Raw genomic sequence first — 23,936 nt, forward strand, 5'->3', positions numbered from 1 at the left:
AGAGCATGTTCGGTATCAGTTTCAGCGAGTTGCTGCTGGTCGGGCTGATCGCCCTGCTGGTGCTCGGCCCCGAACGCCTGCCCGGCGCCGCACGCACCGCAGGCTTGTGGATAGGCCGCATCAAGCGCAGCTTCAATGCGATCAAGTCGGAGGTCGAGCGCGAAATCGGCGCCGACGAAATCCGGCGCCAACTGCATAACGAACGCATCCTCGAACTGGAGCGGGAAATGCAGGCGGTGAAGAACGATATCCTGCCACCGAGCCCTCCCGCCCCGCAGGCGCAGACACCGCCACCCACGCCGTATTCGGCGCCCGCCGCCGAGCCCGCTGCGACAGCCGCCGCTGTGCCCGAGCCCACGTTCAGCAGCGCGCCAACCTCGACGCCCGTCGCCAGCCAGGACAAGACGCCGCAACCATGAGTCGACTCTCCGACAACGACCAGGAAATGCCGCTGGTTTCCCATCTCGCCGAGTTGCGCACGCGCCTGCTGCGCTGCGTGGCAGCGATCTTCCTGATATTCGCCGGCCTGTTCTACTTCGCGCAGAAGATCTACACCCTGGTTTCCGCCCCGCTGCGCCAGTACCTGCCGGAAGGCGCGACGATGATCGCCACCGACGTGGCCTCGCCGTTCCTCACCCCGTTCAAGCTGACCATGATCGTCGCGGTGTTCCTGGCCATGCCGGTGATCCTGCACCAGGTCTGGGGCTTCATCGCGCCGGGGCTGTACCGGCACGAGAAACGCATCGCCATCCCCCTGCTGATCTCCAGCATCATCCTGTTCTACGCCGGCATGGCCTTCGCCTACTTCCTGGTCTTCCCGATCATCTTCCACTTCTTCGCCAGCGTGACGCCCGAAGGCGTGTCGATGATGACCGACATCGCCAGCTACCTCGACTTCGTGATGACGCTGTTCTTCGCCTTCGGCGTGGCCTTCGAGATTCCCGTGGCCGTGGTGCTGCTGGTCTGGATCGGCGTGGTCGATGTCCAATACCTGCGCAAGATCCGCCCCTACGTGATCATCGGCTGCTTCGTGGTCGGCATGATCCTGACGCCACCGGACATCTTCTCGCAGACCCTGCTGGCGGTGCCGATGTGGCTGCTGTTCGAGCTGGGCATCATCGCCGGCAGCCTGATCCGTACGCGGCGCGGCGAGCCCGACGACGAGGAAACGCCGGCCGACCAGCCGCCCAGCACGCAAGCATGAACCTGCTGCTGCTCGAGGACGGCGACTTCATCGCCGCTGACCGCGTGCGCCTCGATGGACGGCGCCTGATCCACCTGCATGAAGTGCACCGTGCCGAAAGCGGTGACACGCTGCGGGTCGGCCGCCTCGGCGGCGACATGGGCCGCGGCCAGCTGCTGCAACTGGACGCCAACGGCGCCGAGCTGCAGGTCAGCTTCGACCAGCCGCCACCGGCCAAGCTGCCGCTTACCCTGCTGCTCGCTTTGCCGCGCCCGAAGATGCTCAAGCGCGTGCTGCAGAGCGCCGCCGCCATGGGCGTGCCACGGCTGATTCTGCTCAACAGCTACCGGGTGGAAAAGAGCTTCTGGCAGACCCCTTTCCTCGAGCCGGCGGCGATTCGCGAGCAGCTGATTCTCGGCCTGGAACAGGCACGCGATACGGTGCTGCCGGAGGTGCTCCTCGAGAAGCGCTTCAAGCCCTTCGTCGAGGATCGACTGCCAGGCCTGGCGGCCGGCACCCTCGGCCTGGTGGGTCATCCTGGCGACTACCCGGCCTGCCCCCGCGCCGTCCAACAGCCGGTGACCCTGGCCATCGGCCCGGAAGGCGGGTGGATCCCCTACGAGGTGGACAAGCTGGCCGAGGCCGGCCTGCAGCCCGTGCAGCTCGGCGAGCGTATTCTGCGGGTGGAAACGGCGGTTACTGCGCTATTGGCCAGGTTGTTCTGAGTGGTCGCTCGTGGGCAGCTCAATGGCGCATGCCGCGGTCATTCCCGTAGGGTGGACAATGCTCTTTTTGTCCACCATTGCGATTGCAGAACGGTGGATGGGTGAAGCGTCATCCACCCTACAATTGGATGTCCGCTTCTGCCCTACCAAAGCCATCGCTTATCAACGGGACATCCGGTAACGCCTTGCTCACCGCACCGATTTGGCGCCAGCATCCTGTCTGCCTATGATGAACACCTCGCGCCCACAAGGAGCCGCCATGCGCCGCCTGCTCACCGGCCTCACCGTCATCTTCCTGCTGCTGTCCAACACCCTGATTCTGATCGGGCCGATGCTGCTCATCGCCCTCGGCAAGTTCGTGCTGCCGGGCAAGGCCCTGAAAGCCAGTTGCTCGCGCCAGGTCATGTGGGTCGCCGAGTTCTGGGCAGAAAACTGCAAGCGCATCTTCGCTGCGCTCACCCCGACACGCTGGGATATCCGCGGCGGCGGCGAGCTGCGTCAGGACACCTCCTACCTGATCATCAGCAATCACCAGTCGTGGGTCGACATCCCGGCGCTGGTGCAGGCGTTCAACCGCAAGACGCCCTACTTCAAGTTCTTCCTCAAGCAGCAATTGATCTGGGTACCCTTTCTCGGCCTGGCATTCTGGGCGCTGGACTACCCGTTCATGAAGCGCTATTCGAAAGCCAAGCTGGAGAAGCATCCACACCTCAAAGGCCAGGACCTGGATATCACCCGCCGCGCCTGCGAGAAGTTTCGCGATCTACCGGTCACGGTCGTCAACTACCTGGAGGGCACGCGCTTCACCCCGGCCAAACAGGCGCAGCAGGGCTCGCCCTATCGCTACCTGCTCAAGCCCAAGGCCGGCGGCGTGGCCTTCGTGCTGGCGGCGCTGGGGGAACAACTGGACGCCATCCTCGACGTCACCATCGTCTACCCGGAAGGCACGCCGCCCGGTTTCTGGAAGCTGATCAGCGGCCAGGTGCCACGGGTCATCATGGATATCCGCACACGCGCACTCGAGCCTGCGCTGTGGCAGGGCGACTACCAGAACGACGCCGAATTCCGCCTGTACGTGCAGGCCTGGGTCAGCGCTCTGTGGGAAGAGAAGGATGCGCTGATCGCCCGGTTGAAACAGCAAGCCACGCGCTGAACCCGCTATCGCTCAGCTTGCGGCCCTAGTCCGGCAGTGTCATGTGGCCGGACTCATCAAGCGGTGCGAAGGGGTTGTGCGCCAATTCCCAGAGGTGGCCGTCCGGGTCGGCGAAGTAGCCGGAGTAACCGCCCCAGAACACCTTCTCGGGCGCCTTGACCTGACGAGCGCCCGCCGCAACAGCGAGCCCCATGGCCGCGTCAACGGCCTCCGGGCTTTCCAGGTTGTGCGCCAGGGTGATGCCGGAAAAGCCGGCCGGCCCGACTTCGGGCAGGTTGGCATCCTTGGCCAATTCACTGCGCGAGAACAACCCCAGGGCGAGCCCCTTCAGCTTGATGAAGACGATCTGCTCCTGGGATGCGGACGAGCGCGTCCAGCCCAGTCGTTCGTAGAAGGCGGCGCTGGCCTGTACATCGGCAACGCCCAGGGTGATCAAGGAAATACGCCGGTCAAAGCTCATAAGGTGCTCCTGCAGATAAGTCAGACCCAACGCCATCGTCGGGTACTGCGCGCGGCATGGCCCATGCTGCGGTTCATCGCCGATGTCCGGCCAGGCGCTACGGCATGGCGCCCCCATCAGAAGCGGTACAGCCATGCAACGCCCGGATAGTCGGCAAACGCACTTGGGAAGAGAACGTCACCGCGGTACAAGGGGTTATCGAGTCGCGTCCAGGCTGGCTCAAAATCAGCAGCCTGGGTCTTGATGGCCTCAGCGAGCAGCGTGGTGCAATATCGATGTGGCTGGCTGCGGACATCCAGCACGAATGGCGCTCCGATCGTATCGTGCAGCATTCGAGCGGCCGCCTGTTTCTGATCGGCGTTCAGGAACTCGGGACGCGCGATCGCAAAATGGCGCGCCAACGCAGGCTGCAGAAAGTCCTCGAGCGTACTGATCAGGACTTGATTCAGGCGTTGCGGGTCATCATCGGTGGTGGCGTGTACCACCAGCACCTGCGGCTCGGTGGCGACCACCATGCCGATATGCGAATAGTCGCCATCGCTCAGTTGATGCACCAGTCGGCTGTCTGCCGAATGCCCGAGGCGAAACAGCCAATCCCCCGTCTGCAGCGCCGGCAGTTGGCTCAGGTCCGGCCCGCCGCTGACTACCGGCTCCGCCTTTGTCGAGCACCAGAGCACAACCAACCCTGCCAGCATGAATGCGAACGCCAACAGCCACAGGAAACGCTGCCTCAGAGGCGCACCTTCCACTGATCATCCACCTTGGTCAGGCGTACCGACTCGGTCTTGGCGGGCACATCGGCTTTCTTGAAGGTGATGGTGACCTGAGTGGTCGCCTGGGTCTTGTCGTCGTTGTAGGTGGCTTCGCCAGCCTTCACCTCGTCGACGCCGCCCAGCGTGGCCGCCATTTCGGCCCGCTTGGCGACGGCCATCTTCAACTTGCCGCGCACCATCTCTTCGGCACCTTCGCCGGCATCGGCCGGCACGGCAATCAACTTGAACATGGCATCTGCGTCATTGGAAAACGACGCCTCGATGAACGACTCGGCGACCGTCTCGGGTGAGCCACCCGATGAGCAGGCGACAAGCAGCACGGATGTGGCGAGCACGAGGAAACTACGGTAGAGAGCGGCCATGAACGATCCTTGCAGGCAGTGGGGGCGCTGAGCGCGCACCGAAAAGGGCGCACAGTGTAACGCTCGCAGCGCTCTGCCGAAACAACACCGCCCGGATCGGCGAGGCCCCTGGGGCCCCGCCGGGCGCTCAGGCCGCGCTGAAGGTCTTGTGCGGATCGATGACGAATTTCTTCGGCACCCCGGCATCGAACTCGCCGTAACCGCGGGGCGCATCCTCCAGGCTGATCACCTGCACCCCCACCACGTCGGCGATGTTGATACGGTCCCACATGATGGCCTGCATCAGCGCACGGTTGTACTTCATCACCGGGGTCTGGCCGGTATGGAAGCTGTGCGACTTGGCCCAGCCGAGGCCGAAGCGGATGCTCAGGCTGCCGATCTTCGCCGCCGCGTCCACCGCGCCGGGGTCTTCGGTCACGTAGAGGCCTGGAATGCCGATCTTGCCAGCCACCCGCACCACGCCCATCAGCGAGTTGAGCACCGTGGCCGGTGCCTCGTGCTGGGCGCCGGCATGCCCATGGCCGCGCGCCTCGAAGCCCACCGCATCGACGGCGCAGTCCACTTCCGGCTCACCGAGCAGGTCGGCGATCTGTTCGTGCAGCGGCGTGTCCTTGGACAGATCGGCGATTTCGAAGCCCTGGGCCTTGGCGTGGGCCAGGCGCACCGGATTGACGTCGCCGACGATGACCACCGCCGCCCCCAGCAGCCGGGCCGACGCCGCAGCGGCCAGACCGACCGGCCCGGCCCCGGCCACGTACACGGTGCTGCCCGGGCCGACGCCTGCCGTGACCGCGCCGTGGTAGCCGGTCGGCAGGATGTCGGAGAGGCAGGTCAGGTCGCGGATCTTCTCCATGGCCTTGTCGCGATCGGGCAGTTTCAGCAGGTTGAAATCGGCATAGGGCACCAGCACGTAGTCGGCCTGGCCACCGGTCCAGTCGCCCATGTCCACGTAACCGTAGGCACCACCGGCCCGTGCCGGGTTGACGGTCAGGCAGACTCCGGTGTGCTGCTCCTTGCAGGAGCGGCAGCGGCCACAGGCGACGTTGAAGGGTACCGAGACCAGGTCGCCGATCTTCAGGTTCTCGACGTCGCTGCCCTTCTCGATCACCTCGCCAGTGATCTCGTGGCCCAGCACCAGGCCGACCTGGGCGGTGGTGCGACCGCGCACCATGTGCTGGTCGGAGCCGCAGATATTGGTGGAAACCACCTTGAGGATGACGCCGTGTTCGATCTTGCGACCGCGCGGATCCTGCATTTTCGGATAATCGATTTTCTGAACCTCGACCTTGCCTGCGCCGAGGTAGACGACGCCGCGATTACCGGACATATGAATCTCCTTTCTTCTTGTGGATACAAAAACGCGACGGTTGTCGCGCAGGCCGTGTAGCGGCGCATTGAAACCTCGCTATCGGCATGCACCGAAAGCTGGCAGGAGGCGCGCCGGATCGGCGTATCGACGATCGATCGTCGAACGCAGGTCTGAAGAGAGTAGTCAGCGGCTATCGGTTGCGTGGGCACAGAACCGACAGCCGGCGTTCCATGCGCGGCAGATACAGGCACCAGGAGGGGGGGGGGTTGACGCTATAGCACCACGGTACGGTTGGCGTTGAGGAATACCCGGCGCTCGAGGAAATAGCCGACCGCACGGGCCAGGGTCAGGCATTCGATATCACGGCCCTTGGCGACCAGGTCTTCCGGGTAGTGGGCGTGGTCCACCGCTTCGACGCCCTGGGTGATGATCGGGCCTTCGTCCAGGTCGTTGTTGATGAAATGCGCCGTGGCGCCGACCAGCTTCACGCCCTTCTCGTAGGCCTGGTGGTAGGGCTTGGCGCCCTTGAAGCCGGGCAGCAGCGAGTGGTGGATGTTGATCGCGCGCCCGTCGAGCCTGCGGCACAGGTCGGCGGACAGCACCTGCATGTAGCGGGCGAGCACCACCAGCTCGGCTCCCGTGTCCTCGACCACCTGCATCACCTTGCCCTCTTGCGTCGGCTTGTCACTGGGGTCGAGGGGAAAGTGGTGGTACGCGATGCCGTGCCAGTCTGCCAGCGGTTTGAGATCCGGGTGATTGGAGACGATGGCGGTGATGTCCATCGGCAACTGGCCGGTGCGCTGGCGGTAGAGCAGGTCGTTGAGGCAATGATCGGCCCTGGAGACCATGATCACCACCTTGGCGCGATAGCCCGGTGGCGTCAGCTCGGTGCGCATGTCGAACGACGCGGTGCGTTGCCCGAGGCCGGCGAGGAACGCCGTTTCGTCGAAATCGGCCGGGGCGCGGAATTCGATGCGAATGAAGAAGCGGCTGGCCAGCCGGTCGTCGAAGCTGTGGTGCTCGGTGACGTAGCAGCCCTGCTCGAACAGGTAACGGGTGACCACATCCACCGTGCCGAGCAGGCTCGGGCAGTGGGCGGTGAGAATCCAGGTGTCGGGGGTACGGCTCATGGACGCGGATCCTTGTGGTGCTCGTTAAAGTAGCCCGCATCGAGCGCAGCGACGCCCGGCGCAGCCGTGGGGTGGACAACGCTCTTGTTGTGCCGCTTCGCGATCGCGCAACGGTGGACGGATCGGGCCACGCAGGTGAAGCGTCGTCCACCCTACGATGGCCCACGCTCACTGTTCGATCGCCAGCCCGTAGTCGCCGGCGGCATCCTGCAGCCAGGCCCAGATGTAGTCGGCGAAGCTGCGGCGTACCAGCAGTTCCCAGGTATCCGGCGCGGTGTGGCGGATATACAGGCTGGTCTTGGCGAAGTTGCTGCCGACCGCCTTGCCCACCGGGAACTGGCTGGGATGAACGTCGTAGCTGGTGGATTTCATCAACACGTCGCGCGCGTTCGGGCCGCTCAGCTCGAGAATGGTCTGCCCGCCGCTGACGTTGACCACCTGCACATGCTGGCCGGCCAGCGACTCGCGCAGCTTGCGCTCGGTCGCCAGCTCTTCGCCCCGCGGCACGATGATCAGGAACTCGTCCGGGCTCATCCACTGCAGCGAACTCTGCCCGTCGACCACCAGGCGCAGAGCGCTGGGCAGTTCCAGGCCGAGAGCCTTGTGGACGCCCTCGGCGAAGGCGGCATCCCTGCCATCGCCGCGCAAGGTCAGGTGGCCCTGCAGTTTCTTCTCGCGCAGGGTGACACCTGCGCCACTCTTGCCCTTGCCAAGCAGCTCATTGAAACCGGCGTGGTGCAGCGGCGATTCGACCTTGATGCCGAGATCATCGGGGCGCTGCTGGTAGACGTTTGCTGCTGTCATGTCGTCAGTCCTTCATAGGTGGGCGACGCCTTCGAGGACGCCACCCTTTCGCTCTTGCTTGCGGCTTGCGACGTGGCGCTTGCCGCTGCTCAAACCACGTTCTGGCGTTCGCCTTTCGGGTCGTAGAACACCGAGCTGACGATTTCCGCTTCGATCAGGCGACCGTCGCGGGTCGGCGCGAAGACCTTCTGCCCCATGCGCTTGGTGCCGCCCCTGACCAGCGCCAGGGCGATGCCGTGGCCGAGGGTCGCGCTCATGTAGCTGGAGGTCACGTGGCCAGCGGATTTCACCGGTTTGACGTTGGGCTCGAAGACCACCTGATTGCCTTCCGGCAGCACGTCACTCGGGTTCACCGGCTTGAGGCCGACCAGTTGCTTGCGGTCTTCCTTGAGGGTGTCCTCGCGGTTCATGCCGCGCCAGCCGATCCAGGAGAATGGCTTGTTGCGGCCCACGCACCAGCCCATGTTGAGGTCGTCCGGGGTGACGGTGGAGTCGGTGTCCTGGCCGACGATGATGAAGCCCTTCTCGGCACGCAGCACGTGCATGGTCTCGGTGCCATAGGGCGTAAGGTCGTATGGCCTGCCGGCCTCGGCGATCTGCTCCAGCACGCCCATGGCGTAGTCGGCCTGGATGTTCACCTCGTAGCTCAGCTCGCCGGTGAAGGAGATGCGGAACACCCGGGCCGGCACGCCGGCCACCAGGCCCTCCTGCCAGGTCATGAACGGGAAGGCGTCTGGCGACAGGTCGATGTCGGTGACCTCGGCCAGCAGCTTGCGGCTGTTCGGCCCGGACAGGGTCAGGGTCGCCCAGTGGTCGGTGACCGAGGTGAAGTACACCTTGAGCTCCGGCCATTCGGTCTGCTGGTACAGCTCCAGCCACTGCAGCACGCGGGCGGCGCCGCCGGTGGTGGTGGTCATCAGGAAGTGGTTGTCGGCCAGGCAGGCGGTCACGCCGTCGTCGAAGACCATGCCGTCTTCCTTGCACATCAGGCCATAACGCGCCTTGCCCACGTCGAGTTTGGTCCAGGCATTGGTGTAGACGCGGTTGAGGAACTCGCGGGCGTCCGGCCCCTGGATATCGATCTTGCCGAGGGTCGAGGCGTCCAGCAGGCCGACGCTGGCGCGTACCGCCTTGCACTCACGGGCCACGGCGGCATGCAGGTCCTCGGCGCCTTTGGGGAAGTACCACGGGCGTTTCCACTGCCCGACATCCTCGAACTTCGCCCCCTGCCTGACATGCCAGGCCTGCAGCGCGGTGTAGCGCTTGGGCTCGAACAGCGCACCGGCATTGCGCCCGACCACCGCACCGAAGGACACCGGCGTGTAGTTGGGACGGAACATGGTGGTGCCCATCTGCGGGATGCTCACGCCCAGGGCGCGGGCGGCGATGGCCAGGCCGTTGACGTTGCCCAGCTTGCCCTGGTCGGTACCGAAGCCCAGCGCGGTGTAGCGCTTGACGTGCTCGACCGACTCGAAGCCCTCGCGCACCGCCAGCTCGATGCCGGCAGTGGTGACGTCGTTCTGCAGGTCGACGAATTGCTTGGGCGCACGCGCCGTCGGCTTGTCGTGGGGCACCTGAAAGAGACCGACCGGTGCCTCCTCGACACGCTTGTCGGCACGTGGCAGCTCACCGCTGACCGCCGCGAAACCACTCTCGGCCGCGGCCTTGGCACCGGCCTCGAAGCCATCGGCGAGCACATCGCCGAGCTTGAACACGCCATTCACCGCGCCGGCGCAGAGCCGCTCCTGCATGCCCAGGTCATCACCGGGGACGAAGGCAAGGATGTCTTCCTGCCAGGTGGGGCGGCTACCCAGGTGCGACGCCAGATGCACCACCGGGCTGTAGCCGCCGGAGCTGGCGATCAGGTCGCAGTCCAGCCACTCACCGGGGCTGGTGACCTTGAACGACTGCGGGTCGATGGCGGCGATCCGGGCGGCCTCCACGCGCTTGCTGCCCTTGACGTCGAGCACCGAGCTGCCGGTCAGTACGCGCACGCCACGGGAACGCGCCTCCTCGACCCAGCTGCCGCGCGGGTTGCTGCGCGCATCGGCGATGGCCACTACCTTGAGGCCGGCGTCGAGCCAGTCGAGGGCCGTCTTGTAGGCGTAATCGTTGGTGGTGGCGAGCACCAGCTGCTTGCCCGGCGCCACGCCATAGCGGCGCACGTAGGTGGACACCGCACCGGCCAGCATGTTGCCCGGCACGTCGTTGTTGCCATACACCAGCGGCCGCTCGTGGGCACCGACCGCCAGCACCACGCGCTTGGCACGTACCCGGTGCAGGCGCTGCCGCGCCGGACGCTGGGCGAAGGCACCGAGCGGCGCGCTGTCGCCGAGGTGATCGGTGCAGCGCTCGTGGATGGTCAGGAAATTGTGGTCGTGGTAACCGTTGACCGTGGCACGTGGCAGCAGGACCACATCGGGGAAAGCCTTCAGCTCGGCCACCACCTTGCTCACCCATTCGGCGGCAGGCAGGCCGTCGAGTTGCTCACGGGTGTCCAGCAGGCTGCCGCCGAACTCTTCCTGCTCGTCGGCGAGGATCACCCGCGCGCCGCTGCGCGCAGCGGCCAGCGCCGCAGCCAGACCGGCCGCGCCGGCACCGACCACCAGTACGTCGCAGTGGCGATTGACGTGGTCGTAGACGTCCGGGTCGTTGTCCTTCGGCGCCCGGCCCAGGCCGGCCGCCTTGCGGATGTACTTCTCGTAGGTCAGCCACATGTTCTGCGGGTACATGAAGGTCTTGTAGTAGAAACCGGGCGGCATCATGCCGCCGCCGACCTTGCCGAGAATGCCCATCAGGTCGGTGTTGACGCTCGGCCAGCCATTGGTGCTGCCTGCCACCAGACCGGCATACAGCGCCTGCTGGGTCGCACGGACGTTCGGCACCTGGGTGGCTTCCCGGGAGCCGACCTGCAGCACCGCGTTCGGCTCCTCGGCGCCAGCGGCGACGATGCCGCGCGGGCGGGAATACTTGAAGCTGCGACCGACGATGTCGACGCCATTGGCCAGCAGCGCGGCGGCCAGGGTATCGCCCGCGTAACCGCTGTAGGACTGGCCGTTGAAGGTGAAGCTCAGCGGCTGACTGCGGTCGATGCGGCCGCCGTTGGCGAGGCGATTGATCTGGCTCATGCCGTGGCTCCTTGGGCGAGCGGTGCGGGCTCGGCGACTGGCTCGGTCACATTCGGCTGCTCGCCGATCCGGTAGGTCTCGAGAATCTGGTAGCTGACGGTGTGGCGAGTGGCATTGAAGTACTTGCGGCAACCGGCAGCATGCAGCCACAGCTCATGGCGCAGGCCGCGGGGATTGTCGCGGAACCACATGTATTCGCCCCACTCGGCGTCGCTGCAGGCGGCCGGGTCCAGCGGCCGCGGGATATGGGCCTGGCCGGCCGGGCTGAATTCCTCTTCGGCGCGAAGTTCGCCGCAGTGCGGGCAGAAGATGTGCAGCATGGTCATGTCTCCGTGGAGAAACTGTTGCCGTGGCGACGGACAGGGGCCGTCGCCACAGGAATTCGTCGATCAGTGGGCGACCGCCGCGGCGCCGTGCTCGTCCACCAGCGCGCCGGTGTGGAAACGCTCGATGGAGAACGGCGCGGCCAGCGGATGGGGTTCGCCCTTGGCCAGGGTCGCGGCGAACACGTGGCCGGAGCCCGGCGTGGCCTTGAAGCCACCGGTGCCCCAGCCGCAGTTGATGAACAGGTTGTTGACCGGCGTCTTGCCGATGATCGGGCAGGCGTCCGGCGTGGTGTCGACGATGCCGCCCCACTGCCGGTTCATGCGCACCCGCGAGAGCACCGGGAACATCTCGACGATGGCCTCGACGGTGTGCTCGATGATCGGCAGGGAGCCGCGCTGGCCATAGCCGACCCAGCCGTCGATGCCGGCGCCGATGACCAGGTCGCCCTTGTCGGACTGGCTGATGTAACCGTGCACGGCGTTGGACATGATCACGCTGTCGATGATCGGCTTGATCGGCTCGGAGACCAGCGCCTGCAGCGGGTGGGATTCGATCGGCAGGCGGAAGCCGGCCTTGGCCGCCAGCGGCCCGGTGTTGCCGGCCACCACCATGCCGACGCGCTTGGCGCCGATGAAGCCCTTGTTGGTTTCCACGCCGATCACCGCGCCGTCCTGCTTGCGAAAACCGGTGACTTCGGTCTGCTGGATCAGGTCCACGCCCAGGGCATCGGCGGCCCGTGCATAGCCCCAGGCCACGGCGTCGTGGCGGGCGTTGCCGGCGCGCCGCTGTACCGAGGCGCCGAGTACCGGGTAGCGGGTGTTGGTGCCGCAGTCCAGGTAGGGGATTTCCTCGCTGACCTGCTTGCGGTCGAGCACTTCGTTGGCAATCCCGTTGAGCAGGTTGGCGGTCACCAGGCGCTCGGCGTCACGCAGGTCCTGCAGGGTATGGCACAGGTGATAGACGCCGCGCTGGGAGAACATCACGTTGTAGTTGAGGTCCTGGGACAGGCCTTCCCACAACTTCAGAGCGTGTTCGTACAGCGCCGAAGAGTCGTCCAGCAGGTAGTTGGAACGCACGATGGTGGTGTTGCGCGCGGTGTTGCCGCCGCCCAGCCAGCCCTTCTCGATCACCGCGACGTTCTTGATGCCGTGCACCTTGGCCAGGTAATAGGCGGTGGCCAGGCCATGGCCGCCACCGCCGACGATGACCACGTCGTAGACCGGCTTGGGCGTCGGGTTGCGCCACATGCGCTGCCAGTTTTCATGATGGCTGAAGGAATGCTTGAACAGGCCGAAGCCGGAATAGCGCTGCATGGGGGGACTCCTGAATTCTGCTTGCCTGCAGGCGCCCACCTGAACCGCAGGATGGCGGGATCCCTCTTATCGACGGGCCCACCATCCTGCGCTGTCAGAGCCGGTAGCTCCTGCGTGACGACGATGCGTTAGCGATAGACCGGGTAATCGGCGCACAGCCCGGCAGCCAGGCCGGCCACCTGAGCCTCGACATCGGCATCGCCGAGGTGCTCGAGGATGTCGCTGATCCAGCCCGCCAGCTCACGGCACTGGGCTTCCTTGAAGCCGCGGGTGGTGACCGCCGGCGTGCCGATACGCAGGCCGGAGGTCACGAACGGCGACTGCGGATCGTTGGGCACGGCGTTCTTGTTCACCGTGATGCCGGCGCGGCCGAGGGCGGCGTCGGCATCCTTGCCGGTGATGCCCTGCTTGATCAGCGAGAGCAGGAACAGGTGGTTGTCGGTGCCGCCGGACACCACGTCGAAGCCGCGCTCGATGAACACCTCGGCCATGGCCTGAGCGTTCTTGATCACCTGCGCCTGGTAGTCCTTGAAGCCGGGCTCCAGGGCTTCCTTGAAGCACACCGCCTTGCCGGCGATCACGTGCATCAGCGGGCCGCCCTGGGCACCGGGGAATACCGCCGCATTGAGCTTCTTCTCGATGTCCTCGTTGGCCCTGGCCAAAATCAGCCCGCCCCGGGGCCCGCGCAGGGTTTTGTGGGTGGTGGTGGTGACCACGTCGGCAAAGGGAATCGGGTTCGGGTACAACCCGGCCGCGACCAGCCCCGCAACGTGTGCCATGTCGACGAAGAGCAGCGCCCCGACCTTGTCGGCGATGGCGCGAAAACGCGGGAAATCCAGGGTCTTGGAATAGGCCGAGAAGCCGGCGACGATCATCTTCGGCTTGTGCTCGATGGCCAGACGCTCGACCTCGTCGTAGTCGATCAGCCCGGTGGCGGTATCGATGCCGTACTGCACCGCGTTGTACAGCTTGCCGGACGAGCTGACCTTGGCGCCGTGGGTGAGGTGGCCGCCGTGGGCCAGGCTCATGCCCAGCAGGGTATCGCCAGGCTGCAGCAGCGCCAGGTACACCGCCGAGTTGGCCGAGGAGCCGGAGTGCGGCTGCACGTTGGCGTAATCGGCACCGAACAGCTGCTTGGCGCGCTCGATGGCCAGCGCCTCGACCTTGTCGACATGCTCGCAGCCGCCGTAGTAGCGCTTGCCGGGGTAGCCTTCCGCGTACTTGTTGGTCAGCCCGCTGCCCTGCGCCTCCATCACCCGCTTGCTGGTGTAGTTTTCCGAGGCGATCAGCTCGATGTGATGTTCCTGGCGACGCTCCTCGGCGTTCATCGCGCTGAGCAGCGCATCATCGTAACCCTGGATCCGGTCTTGCTTGCTGAACATCACGCATCTCCCCGAAGCGCCTGGCGGCGCCGCATCTGGCTCGGTTGCTCGATATGAGTCTTGTTGCAGCGATGGTATGACTCGCCCTCGACAGCCAGATGCCTAGGCACGCCACGGGAGATTGCGTTTGCGACATGGCTGCGTGTCGCAATTGCGCAGGCTCAGAGGCTGCGCACCGCCACCAGCACGAGAAAATGCGCGGGGTAGAACAGGTAAGCCCAGCGCCGCACCGGCGGCACCACGAAGGGCGGTTGCCAGCGCAACAGCAGTAGGCCGAGCAGCGGGGCGAACAGGCAGATAGCGAGCACGCTCCAGGCGAATGGATCGCCACGGGCAGCGTCGTGATAGAACGGCGCCCAGTAGTTCGCCGCCAGGCAGCAGAACATCGGTAGCAGCCAGCCCCCTCGCGGCATGCGCAGCGCCAGCAGGAACGCGGCCGGCAACACCGCGCCGAACGCACCGAACATCAGCCAGGCATGCCCGAACACGGCGATCAGCAACGCCGCCAGGCCCAGCAGGCAGGCCTGCGGGCGTGGGCGCTGCACGGCAGCGGCGATCAGCAGACCGAGCACCAGGGTCGGCAACACGTTGAGCGACTCCGCCGTGGGCACCAGCAGTCGATAGGGCCACTCGGAGAGCAGCGAGAACAGTAGCAACCAGCCGAGATAGCTCGGCGAGACAGCAGCGCAATCGCCCACTCTCGGCCGGGCGACGTTGGCGGCGATGGCCAGACAGAACAAGGGAAAGGCCACACGGCCGGGTACGTAGAGGAAATACAGGGAGGGCCAGACATGGCGCAAGTGGTCGACCAGCATGGTCAGCAGTGCCAGCCATTTGATCAGGTCGAGGGCCGCGTCACGACGCGAGGGGATGGGCCGAACGGGTGCTGCTGGAGGCATGCGCATGCGTCACGCTGGTGGATCGAAGCTGCACGGTAGAGGCAGCCGGGGCCTGGACGCAACTGAAAAGGCGGCGTGGGGCAGAACCCCGCGCCGCCATCCGTCGGCTTACTTCAGTTTCGCGTTGCAACTGCTCGACGCAGTGACCAGGCGCTTTTGCAGGGCGGGATCCGGCGGGACCTGTTTGCCCATCTCGGCCATTTCGGCCTCGCTGAATTCCTGGCTGACTTTGTCTGCTGCGCAGTCGCAGAAAGCCGTCAGTTGCGCTTTCGAGTGGCCGGACTGGGCGCCCTTCACACATTCCTGCACGAAGGTCGACTTGGCTTCCGGTGACCAGGGTTCGGCTGCCACGGCCGGCAGGGCGAAGGCCAACGGTGCGAAAAGGGCGATCAGATGACGGTAGCTCATGGTGGGCTCCTGTTTCATGGATTCTGCGAGTCGGCTTTTGCGACTCTCTGCAGTGTGAGCCCTGCCAGGCCCATGAGTTCAGAGTAATTGGCCGGCAGAGCGCGGCCCGCGCCGTGCGGGCGGGCTCGCCAGCGGCCGGCCCTGCAGGCCAGCCTGGCGCCCGGTCGGCATTCGCTCAATGGAACAGCTCGGCGATGCAGACCGCGCCAATGAACGTGCCGAACCCGGCGGTCAGCGAGACCACCACGATGCGCCAGCCCAGGCGCCTGAAGGCGGGAATGTCCTTGGCGATCGACAGGCCGGCGAAGGCCAGCATCGGGGTGATCACCGCCATGATGCCCACCGCATTGGCGGCTTCGGTGATCTGCGGCGCCAGCGGGCACCAGGGCGATGTCAGGAACATCGCCACCAGGGACACCCAGCAGACCGCCGGCACCTTGCGCCGCAACAGCTGGCACAGCAACTCGCCGGCGAACGCGGCCATGATCATCACCGCAGCGCCAGTGAAGGCCGCCACCGATAAGGTCTGCGAAGCCACGTAGTTGGCCAGCAGGGCCAGCGCGCCGGCTGCCAGCCAGGCACTGAAGCGCGCGGCCCAGCCCAGGTGCACCGGCTCGTCGACCACGTTCTCGGAAACCGCGCTGCTGGCGAATGACGCCTTGGTGGTGCGGCCGATCAGCGGCTCCAGCACGCGGTAGCCCCAGACCGCCAGCGGCAGGGAGATGAACAGGGTGAAGTAGGTGCCCAGGGTGGTGGTGATCAGGTTCGCGGCGGCAGCCAGCGCCATCACCTCCTTGGCCACCTCCGGGGTCTGCTGCGCAGCGACGGCACCTGCGGCGGCGGCCATGATGCTGCCCGAACCGATGCCCGCACCCATCGCCAGCGAATAGGGATGGAAGATGTTCAGGCTGGCGATGAAGCCGGCCACCACGGCCATGAACACCGCGCCGATGAGCGTGCCGGTGAGGTACTCGGCGAGCACGCCACGGCCTTCCGGCGAGTCCATGCCGTAGCGTTCGCCGATGATCGCCAGGCTCGGCTCGCGGCCAACGGAAAAGGTCGCGCCAACGGCCTCGCGCTTGATGCCCAGCAGCAGCGCCACCGGCAGCCCGAGCATGATGGTACCGACGAAATGCCCCAGTTCCTGGAACGCCAGCGCCCAGCCCGCCGCGATAACCGTGGGCAGCGAGCCGCCGACCACCAGGCCGAGCTTGGCGATGAACACCAGCAGGGCGTACTGCAAGATGGCCGCCGAACGCACCTGGGCCGCGCGGGAGACCGCCAGGGCGGCAGGCATGCGGTGACTGGCCAGGCCGACGGCGGCCCCCAGCAGCAAGGCCCAGATCATCGGCAACAGCACCAGCTTGCCGGGCCCTAGGGGAATGCTCACGGAGCCGACGCTCTCTGCGATCAGCAGCACCAGGGCCGCCCAGAAATAAAGCTTCACGGTGTTGCTGACGGCATGCTCCTGGCCGATGGCCAGCGCTGGATGCGTACTCATTCTTCCCCCTGCGGCCCTTAGGGTCTGTTGACGTTTCAGCACGAGCCGCAGGCCGGGCGCGGCCGTGCGTGAAACATCAACAAACCCTAGTAGCGGGCTCGGTTGTTGGTATGGTTGGGCAGATCGCAGGCCTCAGGGGTCGGTCGACGTCTCAACGTGCGCTGGCGCGGCGGTGCGTGAAACGTCGACAGACCCGGGGGCCCGCTGGGCAGAATCAAAGGGGCTCGCGGGGAGCCGGGTTCGACCGCATGTGCTTGTTCTAGGATGCCGGCTGTGACGGTCGATGGCCCGAGTATGGACAGCACCTGCCGTCTCTCCAATAATCGATTCGGGAAATCATGTTGCGTTTAAAACAACACACCGAGTCCGCCAGCCATGCGCACCATCCACGAACAACGCCTGCACTATTTCGTCGAAGCGGTACGCCTGGGCAGCGTCAGGGCCGCTGCCGACGCGCTGGACATCGCCCCGTCGGCGGTCAGCCGGCAGATCGCCCAGGTCGAATCGGAACTCGGCGTCGAATTGGTCGAGCGTCATCGCCGGGGCGTCAAGCCGACCGAGGCCGGTCGCCTGGTGCTGGACTACTTCCGCCAGCGGCAGACGCAGCTCGATGGCCTGCTCGACTCCATCGCCGACCTGCAGGACATCCGCACCGGCAGCCTGACCCTGGCCATCGGCGAGGGCTTCATCGACGATATCTCGCCGGCACTGGGGGACTTCTCGATGCAACACCCGAACGTGGAGCTGCGCGTGAACATCGCCGGCACCAACGAGGTGATCCGCCAGGTGGCTGAGGACGAGGCCTACATCGGCCTGGTATTCAACCCGCCGAAGGGCTGTAACCTGCGCATCCATACCAGCCGCGCGCAGCCGCTGTACGCGGTGGTGGCAGCGGGGCACCCTCTGGCCAGGGACGGGCGCCCGGCGGTCACCCTGGACGAGCTGAACGCCCACCGCCTGGCCCTGCCGGATATTTCCTACGGCATCCGCCAGATCGTCGAATCGGTCGAGCAGACGGCGGGCGCGCGGCTCGAACCGACCCTGACCTGCAATACCTTTTCGATGCTCAAGCAGTATGCCCTGCAGGGTGGGGTCACGCTGTTGCCCGCCTTCGCCATCACCGACGAGATCCGCCAGGGCTCGCTGCGCGCGATCGCCCTGGCCGACCCCGGCTTCGCACGCCCCCATGCGGACCTGGTGACCCGCCTGGGACGGCGCCTGAGCCGGGCTGCCGAGCGTCTGCTCAAGGACATGATGCAGCGCATGACCGCCTTCCGGTGACGCTCAGCGCGGTGCCAGCTCCTGCCCCACCAGTTCCGTCCACAGGCGTACGCCCGGCTCGATGACCGCATCGTTGAAGTCATAGAAGGGGTTGTGCAGCGGCGCCGAGGGCTGCTCACCGTCGACGCCGAGCCACAGGTAGGCGCCGGGGCGCGCCTCGAGCATGAAGGCGAAGTCCTCGGAGGCCATCGACGGGGCGATGCCGGCAAGGGTCCTTGCCTCGCCGAATGCCAGGGTCGCGGCCTGCAGCACGCGGGCGGCCTGCTGCGGATGGTTCTGCGTCACCGGGTAGCCACGCGTGTAGTCCAGCACCCCCGTCACTCCGTGCGCGGCAGGCGCGTGGGCCACCATCTCGGCGATCAGCGCCTCGACCTGTGCCCGCACGGCGCTGTCCAGGCAGCGCACGGTGCCTTGCAGGCGGGCGACCTCGGGAATCACGTTGATCGCCTCCCCGGCCTGCATCAGGGTCACGCTGACCACCGCCGAGGCCAGTGGCGAGAGGCGCCGCGAGACGATGGTCTGCAACTGCAGCACCAGGTCCGCTGCCGCCACGATCGGGTCGTTGCCGCGTTCCGGCATGGCGGCATGGCAGCCCTTGCCGGTGAGGGTGATGGCGAAGGTGTCCAGCGAGGCCATCATCGCCCCCGGGTTCACCGCGACGGTCCCCGCCGGCAGGCCGGGCCAGTTGTGCAGGCCATAGATGGCCTGCATCGGGAAGCGCTCGAAGAGCCCGTCATCGATCATCTTCTGCGCGCCGCCGAGGTTCTCCTCGGCAGGCTGGAACACGAAGTAGACGGTGCCGGCGAAGCCGCGCCGCTCGCTGAGATGCCGCGCCGTGGCCAGCAGGATCGCCGTGTGCCCGTCATGGCCGCAGGCGTGCATGCAGCCCTGGGCGGTGGAACGGTGCTCGATCTCGCCCAGCTCCTGGATCGGCAGCGCGTCCATGTCGGCGCGCAGGCCGATGCTCGGCCCCTCGCCGTGGCGCAGCACACCCACCACACCGGTGCCGCCCAGGCCACGGTGGACCTCCAGGCCGAAGCCTTCGAGCAGCTCGGCGACGCGTGCCGAGGTACGGTGCTCGGCGAACCCCAGCTCGGGCTGGGCGTGCAGTTGGCGACGCCAGTGGCGGGCGTCGGCCAACAGGGAATCAGGGATACTCATGGTGTCACTCCAGGCTCGCGCCGTAACCGAATCCGGCAGCCGGCTGGGCCGCGGTCTCGACCCAGACGCTCTTCACTTCGCTGTACTCGCGCAGGGCGTCCAGGCCTGACGAACGGCCGTAGCCGCTGTCGCCGTAGCCCCCGAAGGGCGAACTGACGTGAATGGTTTTGTAGCCGTTGACCCAGAAGGTGCCCGCGCGCACCGCGCGGGCCACCCGGTGGGCACGGCCGACGTCACGGGTCCATACCGCACCGGCGAGGCCGAAGCGGCTGTCGTTGGCGAGGCGGATGGCGTCCGCTTCGTCCTCGAAGGGGATCGCCACCACCACCGGGCCGAAGATTTCCTCCTGGGCACAGGCCAGGCCGTTATGGCCGGCCAGTACGGTCGGGTTGACGTAGTAGCCCGGGGTCGCCGGCAGCGGCTCGACACCGTTGTCGACATGCCGGGCGCCTTCGCCAAGCGCCGTCTCCAGCATGCGCCGGACATGGGCGTACTGCTTGCGATTGTGGATCGGGCCGATCTGGGTCTCGTCATCGGCGGGGTCGCCGACCCTGAACTGGCTGGCGGCACGCGCCACGGCCTGGACGAAGCGCTCGTAGATCGAGGCCTGCACCAGCAGGCGCGAACCCGATACGCAGCTTTGTCCGGCCCCGGAGAAGATCGCCGCCTGGGCGCCCTTCACCGCCAGGTCCAGGTCGGCATCGGCGAACACGATATTGGCCGACTTGCCGCCCAGCTCCAGGACCACTGGAATGCAGCGCTGCGCCGCCGCCGTGGCGATGTGTCGCCCGGTCGTCGGCGAGCCGACGAACACCACCTTGCGGATGTCCGCCTCGGCGATGACCTGCTGGCCGACCGTATGGCCCTGGCCGGCCAGCACGCTGACCAGGCCTTGCGGCGCACCGGCACGCTCGACCAGCACGCCGAGCAGCAGCGAGGTCAGCGGGGTCAGCTCGGAGGGCTTGAGGATCACCGCATTGCCGGCGGTGATGGCCGGCGCGATCTGCCAGCCGGCGGTGAAGATCGGCGCATTCCACGGGGTAATCTGCAGCACGGTGCCCAGCGGCTCGTAGGTGACATAGTTGAGGTGGCTGGTCGGCACCGGGATCACCTCGCCGTGCAGCTTGTCCGCCCAGCCCGCGTAGTACTCGAACATCTCGGCGACCTTGATCACCTCGACCCGGGCATCGCGGATCGGCTTGTTCGACGTCGCCGACTCGATGACCGCCAGCGGCTCGGCCGCCTCGCGGACCAGCGCGCCGATACGCTGGATGATGCGCCCGCGGGCCTGCGCGGTCAGCGCCGCCCATTCGCCGCGCGCACGTTTCGCCGCGGCGTCCGCCAGGGCCACCACGCGGGCATCGGCATCCGGGTAGGCATAGGCGAGGCTGTCATCGTGGGCATTACGTACCTCGATGCGTTCGCCCTGACCGTCGACGAAGCGACCGGCCACATAGCTGGCGACCTGCTGGCGATCCCCCCAGAAGGGTTGCAACAGCGTCAGAATCGGCTCGTTCATTTTCATTGCCCCTTACCGAAAAGCTGCTCGCTGGTACGCCGTGCGATACAGCAGAAATCCTCACCGTCCGCCAACGTCGCCGCGCTCTCGGCCCAGGCCCTGGCAGTCGCCGCTGCCAGCGGCAGGTCGAGGCCGAGCTGGGCGATCAGGTCGTGGGCCAGGCCGACGTCCTTGCGCATCAGGCCCATGCTGAAACCGGAGTCATAGGCCTTGTTCAGCACCCAGGTCGGGAACATGCCCTGGCTCGCCGCGCTGCGCCCGGAGCCGGCGTTGATGCCTTCTATCAGCTTTTCCGGGGCGACCCCGGCCCTGGCAGCCAGGGTCACCGCCTCGGCAGTGGTGATCAGGTGTGCGGCCGCCAGCAGGTTGTTGGCGATCTTGGCGATATTGCCCGCGCCCACCCCGCCGACGTGCACGCGGGTCGCGCTCATCGCCTCGAGCACCGGCAGGGCGCTGGCGAGCGCTTCGGCCTCGCCGCCGATGACCATGGTCATGGTGCCCGCCGCCGCGCCTGCCGGGCCACCGGATACCGGCGCATCGAGAAACTGCGCCCCGGCCGCGACGAATGCGGCCGCAACCGCCTGGCTGGTGGCCGGCGTCGAGGTGGTGGTGTCGACGATGACCGTGCCGGGACGAACGGCGGCGACCAGGCCATCGGCGCCGAAGCAGACCGCCTCGACGTGCTCGGCCTTGGGCAGCGACAGCACGATGACGTCACTGCGCCGCGCCAGGTCCGTCAGGTCGGTGGCGATGCCCACGCCGCTGGCGCTGGCCCGCTCGCGAGCGGCAGCGGACGGATCCAGGCCGAGCACCGACAGCCCTTTCGCGGCCAGGGTGATGGCCATGTTGCCACCCATATTGCCGAGCCCGATGACTCCGACGTGCAGTTTCATGTCGCGTTCCTCGATCGATTGTCGGTGCGGCTCGCGCGCCAGCGAGCCTGGATCGAGTATGCGCAGCTGAGGCATCACCTCCAATAAGGTCCCCGATGTTTAACGTTGCGAAAATAGCAACAGAAGACAGCCTCCACCGCCTTGCCCCGCACCCGCGCCAGGCGGCGATCGGCGGCAGTGACCGGCCGGCCGACGGGGCCGGCCGATGCCACGGGCAACTTGAATGACGCCAATCGCTAACCGACAATCGCTCAGCGACCGCCGGTCGTGCCCCTTCGAGCCCCCGCCCTCGAGGGTCGGCAGCGTGACCACGACGAGCGGAGCAGATGATTCGACGGAGAGCCGCCATGCCCGAGACGTCCCAGCAATTCGCCAGTGACAACTACTCGGGCATCTGCCCCGAGGCCTGGGAGGCCATGGCAGAGGCCAACCTGGGCCACCAGCGCGCCTACGGCGACGACCAGTGGACGGCCCGCGCCGCCGACCACTTCCGCCGCCTGTTCGAAACCGACTGCGACGTGTTCTTCGCCTTCAACGGCACCGCCGCCAACTCCCTCGCGCTGTCTGCCCTGTGCCAGAGCTACCACAGCGTGATCTGCTCGGAGACCGCCCACGTCGAGACCGACGAATGCGGTGCGCCGGAATTCTTCTCCAACGGCTCCAAGTTGCTCACCGCCGCTACCGAGGCAGGCAAGCTGACACCTGCATCGATTCGCGAAATCGCCCTCAAGCGCAAGGATATCCACTACCCGAAACCGCGGGTGGTCACCCTGACCCAGGCCACCGAGGTCGGTACCGTCTACCGTGCCGAGGAAATCCAGGCGATCAGCCAGACCTGTGAAGAACTCGGCCTCAACCTGCACATGGATGGCGCGCGCTTCTCCAACGCCTGTGCCTTTCTCGGCAGCACGCCGGCCGAGCTGACCTGGAAGGCGGGGGTCGACGTGCTCTGCTTCGGCGGCACCAAGAACGGCATGGCGGTCGGCGAGGCGATCCTGTTCTTCAACCGCGACCTGGCGGAAGACTTCGACTACCGCTGCAAGCAGGCCGGGCAACTGGCCTCGAAGATGCGCTACCTGTCGGCGCCCTGGGTCGGCATCCTGCAGAACGACGCCTGGCTGCGCTACGCCAACCACGCCAACCACTGCGCCCAGTTGCTCGCCAGGCTGGTGCAGGACATTCCCGGTGTCAGCCTGATGTTCCCGGTGCAGGCCAATGGCGTGTTCCTGCAGATGTCCGAGCCCGCCCTCGCCGCCCTGGCCGCCCGCGGCTGGCGCTTCTACACCTTCATCGGTGCCGGTGGGGCACGCTTCATGTGCTCCTGGGACACCGAAGAAGCCCGTGTGCGCCAGTTGGCAACGGCGATTCGCGAGGTCATGGCCGGCTAGGGTCTGTAGACGTTTCAGCGCGAGCCGTGCGTGAAACGTCAACAGCCCCTGGGCACCGCCCGGATGACACCAGGATCACCCGATCCCGCCAACCTCGCCTCGCCGCTTCGTCACCCCCGGTGACCGCTTCACCAGGCGTGCTGTGGATAACGCCAACGGTTGGCGTCCGCGCGAAAATCGGCGGGCGTTTGCCGACGCATTCGCTGCGATCCCGGGCAGGCGGCATTCAAGCCTGTGGGGATAAGCCACGGCACCATCCCCAGAACAGGTGGACGCTCCTGTGGGTAAGCTGTCGGCAAGCGGCTGCAGGCCAGGCCCTCCGCCGGCTCGCGCATTTCGTACAAAAAACGTTCTATTTCAGCAGCTTATATCCATGGTTACGCACACTCGCTGTGCAACAGCCATTACATAAGCTGTGCATAGGTGCCCAGGCCCCAGCGGCCACGGGCCTTGTGGCGAGGCGATCATTTTTTGTCCAGCACCCGGGGCGGATTGTTCATCCACAGCCCTCCGCCAGCGCAGCTCTCCTGCTGTGGATACTTGTCCCCGCAATCCGTGGACGATGACGTGGATAAGCTGTAGGCAAACCGCCAGGGCCCTTGCCAGGCAAGGGCCCTGGCGATTCGAGTGAAAAACGTTCTGTCTCAATGGTTTGCTGAGTTATCTACACACAGAAGCTGTGCGCTTACCTGTGCATAAGGTGTTCAGCACCGGCTGCAGGCCGGTAACCACGAGGCCCGCACGGGGATGATCACTTTTCGACCAGCGCTCCCTGCCTCGGATGACGGGCGGCCGCCCCCGGTCGCCGGCCGCCAGGGCGGGACAACCCGGTGAACG

Annotated in this window: 22 protein-coding genes; 6 read left to right on the forward strand and 16 right to left on the reverse strand. The window is 66.4% G+C overall.

Going from position 1 to position 23,936, the window contains the following annotated elements:
- Nucleotides 1-5 precede the first annotated feature (5 nt).
- The 4 genes from tatB to BLR94_RS22800 all read left to right on the forward strand — a co-directional run bounded on the left by tatB (nucleotide 6) and on the right by BLR94_RS22800 (nucleotide 3,061).
- Entirely contained in the window at nucleotides 6-419 is a 414-nt protein-coding gene (tatB, locus tag BLR94_RS22785) for a Sec-independent protein translocase protein TatB (protein ID WP_084308201.1), read from the forward strand.
- Nucleotides 416-1,204, forward strand: coding sequence for a twin-arginine translocase subunit TatC (tatC, locus tag BLR94_RS22790; RefSeq protein WP_084308202.1), 789 nt, complete (start codon nucleotides 416-418; stop codon nucleotides 1,202-1,204). Before tatB ends, tatC begins: the two co-directional genes overlap by 4 nt.
- Nucleotides 1,201-1,908 carry a 16S rRNA (uracil(1498)-N(3))-methyltransferase gene (locus tag BLR94_RS22795; protein WP_084308203.1) on the forward strand — a complete coding sequence of 236 codons (708 nt, stop codon included), beginning with the start codon at nucleotides 1,201-1,203 and terminating at the stop codon, nucleotides 1,906-1,908. Before tatC ends, BLR94_RS22795 begins: the two co-directional genes overlap by 4 nt.
- Before the next feature lie 259 nt (nucleotides 1,909-2,167).
- A complete protein-coding gene (locus BLR94_RS22800; RefSeq protein ID WP_084308204.1) occupies nucleotides 2,168-3,061 on the forward strand; it encodes an acyltransferase in 894 nt (297 codons plus the stop codon).
- A gap of 25 nt (nucleotides 3,062-3,086) precedes the next feature.
- Here BLR94_RS22800 and BLR94_RS22805 read toward each other — a convergent pair whose 3' ends face one another.
- From BLR94_RS22805 to BLR94_RS22865, 13 genes are all read right to left on the reverse strand, one after another.
- Nucleotides 3,087-3,521, reverse strand: a complete 435-nt coding sequence (locus BLR94_RS22805) for a VOC family protein (protein WP_084308205.1) — start codon at nucleotides 3,519-3,521, stop codon at nucleotides 3,087-3,089.
- Between the two features lie 116 nt (nucleotides 3,522-3,637).
- A complete protein-coding gene (locus BLR94_RS22810) occupies nucleotides 3,638-4,270 on the reverse strand; it encodes a YiiX/YebB-like N1pC/P60 family cysteine hydrolase (RefSeq protein WP_244158250.1) in 633 nt (210 codons plus the stop codon).
- Complete coding sequence (locus BLR94_RS22815; RefSeq protein ID WP_167359799.1) at nucleotides 4,252-4,656, reverse strand: DUF4878 domain-containing protein; 405 nt, start codon at nucleotides 4,654-4,656, stop codon at nucleotides 4,252-4,254. The genes BLR94_RS22810 and BLR94_RS22815 overlap by 19 nt, the downstream gene beginning before the upstream one ends.
- 127 nt (nucleotides 4,657-4,783) lie before the next feature.
- Nucleotides 4,784-5,983 carry a formaldehyde dehydrogenase, glutathione-independent gene (gene fdhA, locus BLR94_RS22820; RefSeq protein WP_084308207.1) on the reverse strand — a complete coding sequence of 400 codons (1,200 nt, stop codon included), beginning with the start codon at nucleotides 5,981-5,983 and terminating at the stop codon, nucleotides 4,784-4,786.
- A 254-nt stretch (nucleotides 5,984-6,237) separates the two neighbouring features.
- Nucleotides 6,238-7,095, reverse strand: a complete 858-nt coding sequence (gene purU, locus BLR94_RS22825) for a formyltetrahydrofolate deformylase (protein ID WP_084308208.1) — start codon at nucleotides 7,093-7,095, stop codon at nucleotides 6,238-6,240.
- 168 nt (nucleotides 7,096-7,263) lie between these two features.
- A complete protein-coding gene (locus BLR94_RS22830) occupies nucleotides 7,264-7,899 on the reverse strand; it encodes a sarcosine oxidase subunit gamma (protein ID WP_084308209.1) in 636 nt (211 codons plus the stop codon).
- Between the two features lie 89 nt (nucleotides 7,900-7,988).
- Nucleotides 7,989-11,027 carry a sarcosine oxidase subunit alpha gene (locus BLR94_RS22835; RefSeq protein WP_084308210.1) on the reverse strand — a complete coding sequence of 1,013 codons (3,039 nt, stop codon included), beginning with the start codon at nucleotides 11,025-11,027 and terminating at the stop codon, nucleotides 7,989-7,991.
- On the reverse strand, nucleotides 11,024-11,347 hold the full coding sequence (locus tag BLR94_RS22840) for a sarcosine oxidase subunit delta (protein ID WP_084308211.1): 324 nt from the start codon (nucleotides 11,345-11,347) through the stop codon (nucleotides 11,024-11,026). Before BLR94_RS22840 ends, BLR94_RS22835 begins: the two co-directional genes overlap by 4 nt.
- A gap of 69 nt (nucleotides 11,348-11,416) precedes the next feature.
- On the reverse strand, nucleotides 11,417-12,667 hold the full coding sequence (locus BLR94_RS22845) for a sarcosine oxidase subunit beta family protein (protein ID WP_084308212.1): 1,251 nt from the start codon (nucleotides 12,665-12,667) through the stop codon (nucleotides 11,417-11,419).
- A 128-nt stretch (nucleotides 12,668-12,795) separates the two neighbouring features.
- The gene (gene glyA, locus BLR94_RS22850) at nucleotides 12,796-14,049 is read right to left on the reverse strand and encodes a serine hydroxymethyltransferase (RefSeq protein ID WP_084308213.1); all 1,254 of its coding nucleotides are present in this window, start codon (nucleotides 14,047-14,049) and stop codon (nucleotides 12,796-12,798) included.
- A gap of 161 nt (nucleotides 14,050-14,210) precedes the next feature.
- Nucleotides 14,211-14,948 carry a TraX family protein gene (locus BLR94_RS22855; protein WP_084308268.1) on the reverse strand — a complete coding sequence of 246 codons (738 nt, stop codon included), beginning with the start codon at nucleotides 14,946-14,948 and terminating at the stop codon, nucleotides 14,211-14,213.
- A gap of 108 nt (nucleotides 14,949-15,056) precedes the next feature.
- Entirely contained in the window at nucleotides 15,057-15,356 is a 300-nt protein-coding gene (locus BLR94_RS22860; protein ID WP_084308214.1) for a hypothetical protein, read from the reverse strand.
- Nucleotides 15,357-15,531: 175 nt separating this feature from the next.
- Nucleotides 15,532-16,857, reverse strand: a complete 1,326-nt coding sequence (locus BLR94_RS22865; RefSeq protein WP_084308215.1) for a DUF3100 domain-containing protein — start codon at nucleotides 16,855-16,857, stop codon at nucleotides 15,532-15,534.
- A 375-nt stretch (nucleotides 16,858-17,232) separates the two neighbouring features.
- On the opposite strand from BLR94_RS22865, the gene BLR94_RS22870 reads away from it, so the two are divergent.
- Nucleotides 17,233-18,138 carry a LysR family transcriptional regulator gene (locus BLR94_RS22870; RefSeq protein ID WP_084308216.1) on the forward strand — a complete coding sequence of 302 codons (906 nt, stop codon included), beginning with the start codon at nucleotides 17,233-17,235 and terminating at the stop codon, nucleotides 18,136-18,138.
- A gap of 3 nt (nucleotides 18,139-18,141) precedes the next feature.
- Here BLR94_RS22870 and BLR94_RS22875 read toward each other — a convergent pair whose 3' ends face one another.
- Genes BLR94_RS22875 through BLR94_RS22885 form a run of 3 tightly spaced genes read right to left on the reverse strand, consistent with a single transcriptional unit; the run spans nucleotide 18,142 to nucleotide 21,711 of the window.
- A complete protein-coding gene (locus BLR94_RS22875) occupies nucleotides 18,142-19,299 on the reverse strand; it encodes a M20 aminoacylase family protein (protein WP_084308217.1) in 1,158 nt (385 codons plus the stop codon).
- Between the two features lie 4 nt (nucleotides 19,300-19,303).
- Complete coding sequence (locus BLR94_RS22880) at nucleotides 19,304-20,818, reverse strand: aldehyde dehydrogenase family protein (protein WP_084308218.1); 1,515 nt, start codon at nucleotides 20,816-20,818, stop codon at nucleotides 19,304-19,306.
- Between the two features lie 2 nt (nucleotides 20,819-20,820).
- On the reverse strand, nucleotides 20,821-21,711 hold the full coding sequence (locus BLR94_RS22885) for an NAD(P)-dependent oxidoreductase (RefSeq protein WP_084308269.1): 891 nt from the start codon (nucleotides 21,709-21,711) through the stop codon (nucleotides 20,821-20,823).
- Between the two features lie 347 nt (nucleotides 21,712-22,058).
- Between BLR94_RS22885 and BLR94_RS22890 the strand changes: the two genes are divergently transcribed.
- The gene (locus tag BLR94_RS22890) at nucleotides 22,059-23,099 is read left to right on the forward strand and encodes a threonine aldolase family protein (RefSeq protein WP_084308219.1); all 1,041 of its coding nucleotides are present in this window, start codon (nucleotides 22,059-22,061) and stop codon (nucleotides 23,097-23,099) included.
- Nucleotides 23,100-23,936 lie beyond the last annotated feature (837 nt).

The organism is Phytopseudomonas flavescens (assembly GCF_900100535.1).
GTDB lineage: Bacteria > Pseudomonadota > Gammaproteobacteria > Pseudomonadales > Pseudomonadaceae > Aquipseudomonas > Aquipseudomonas flavescens.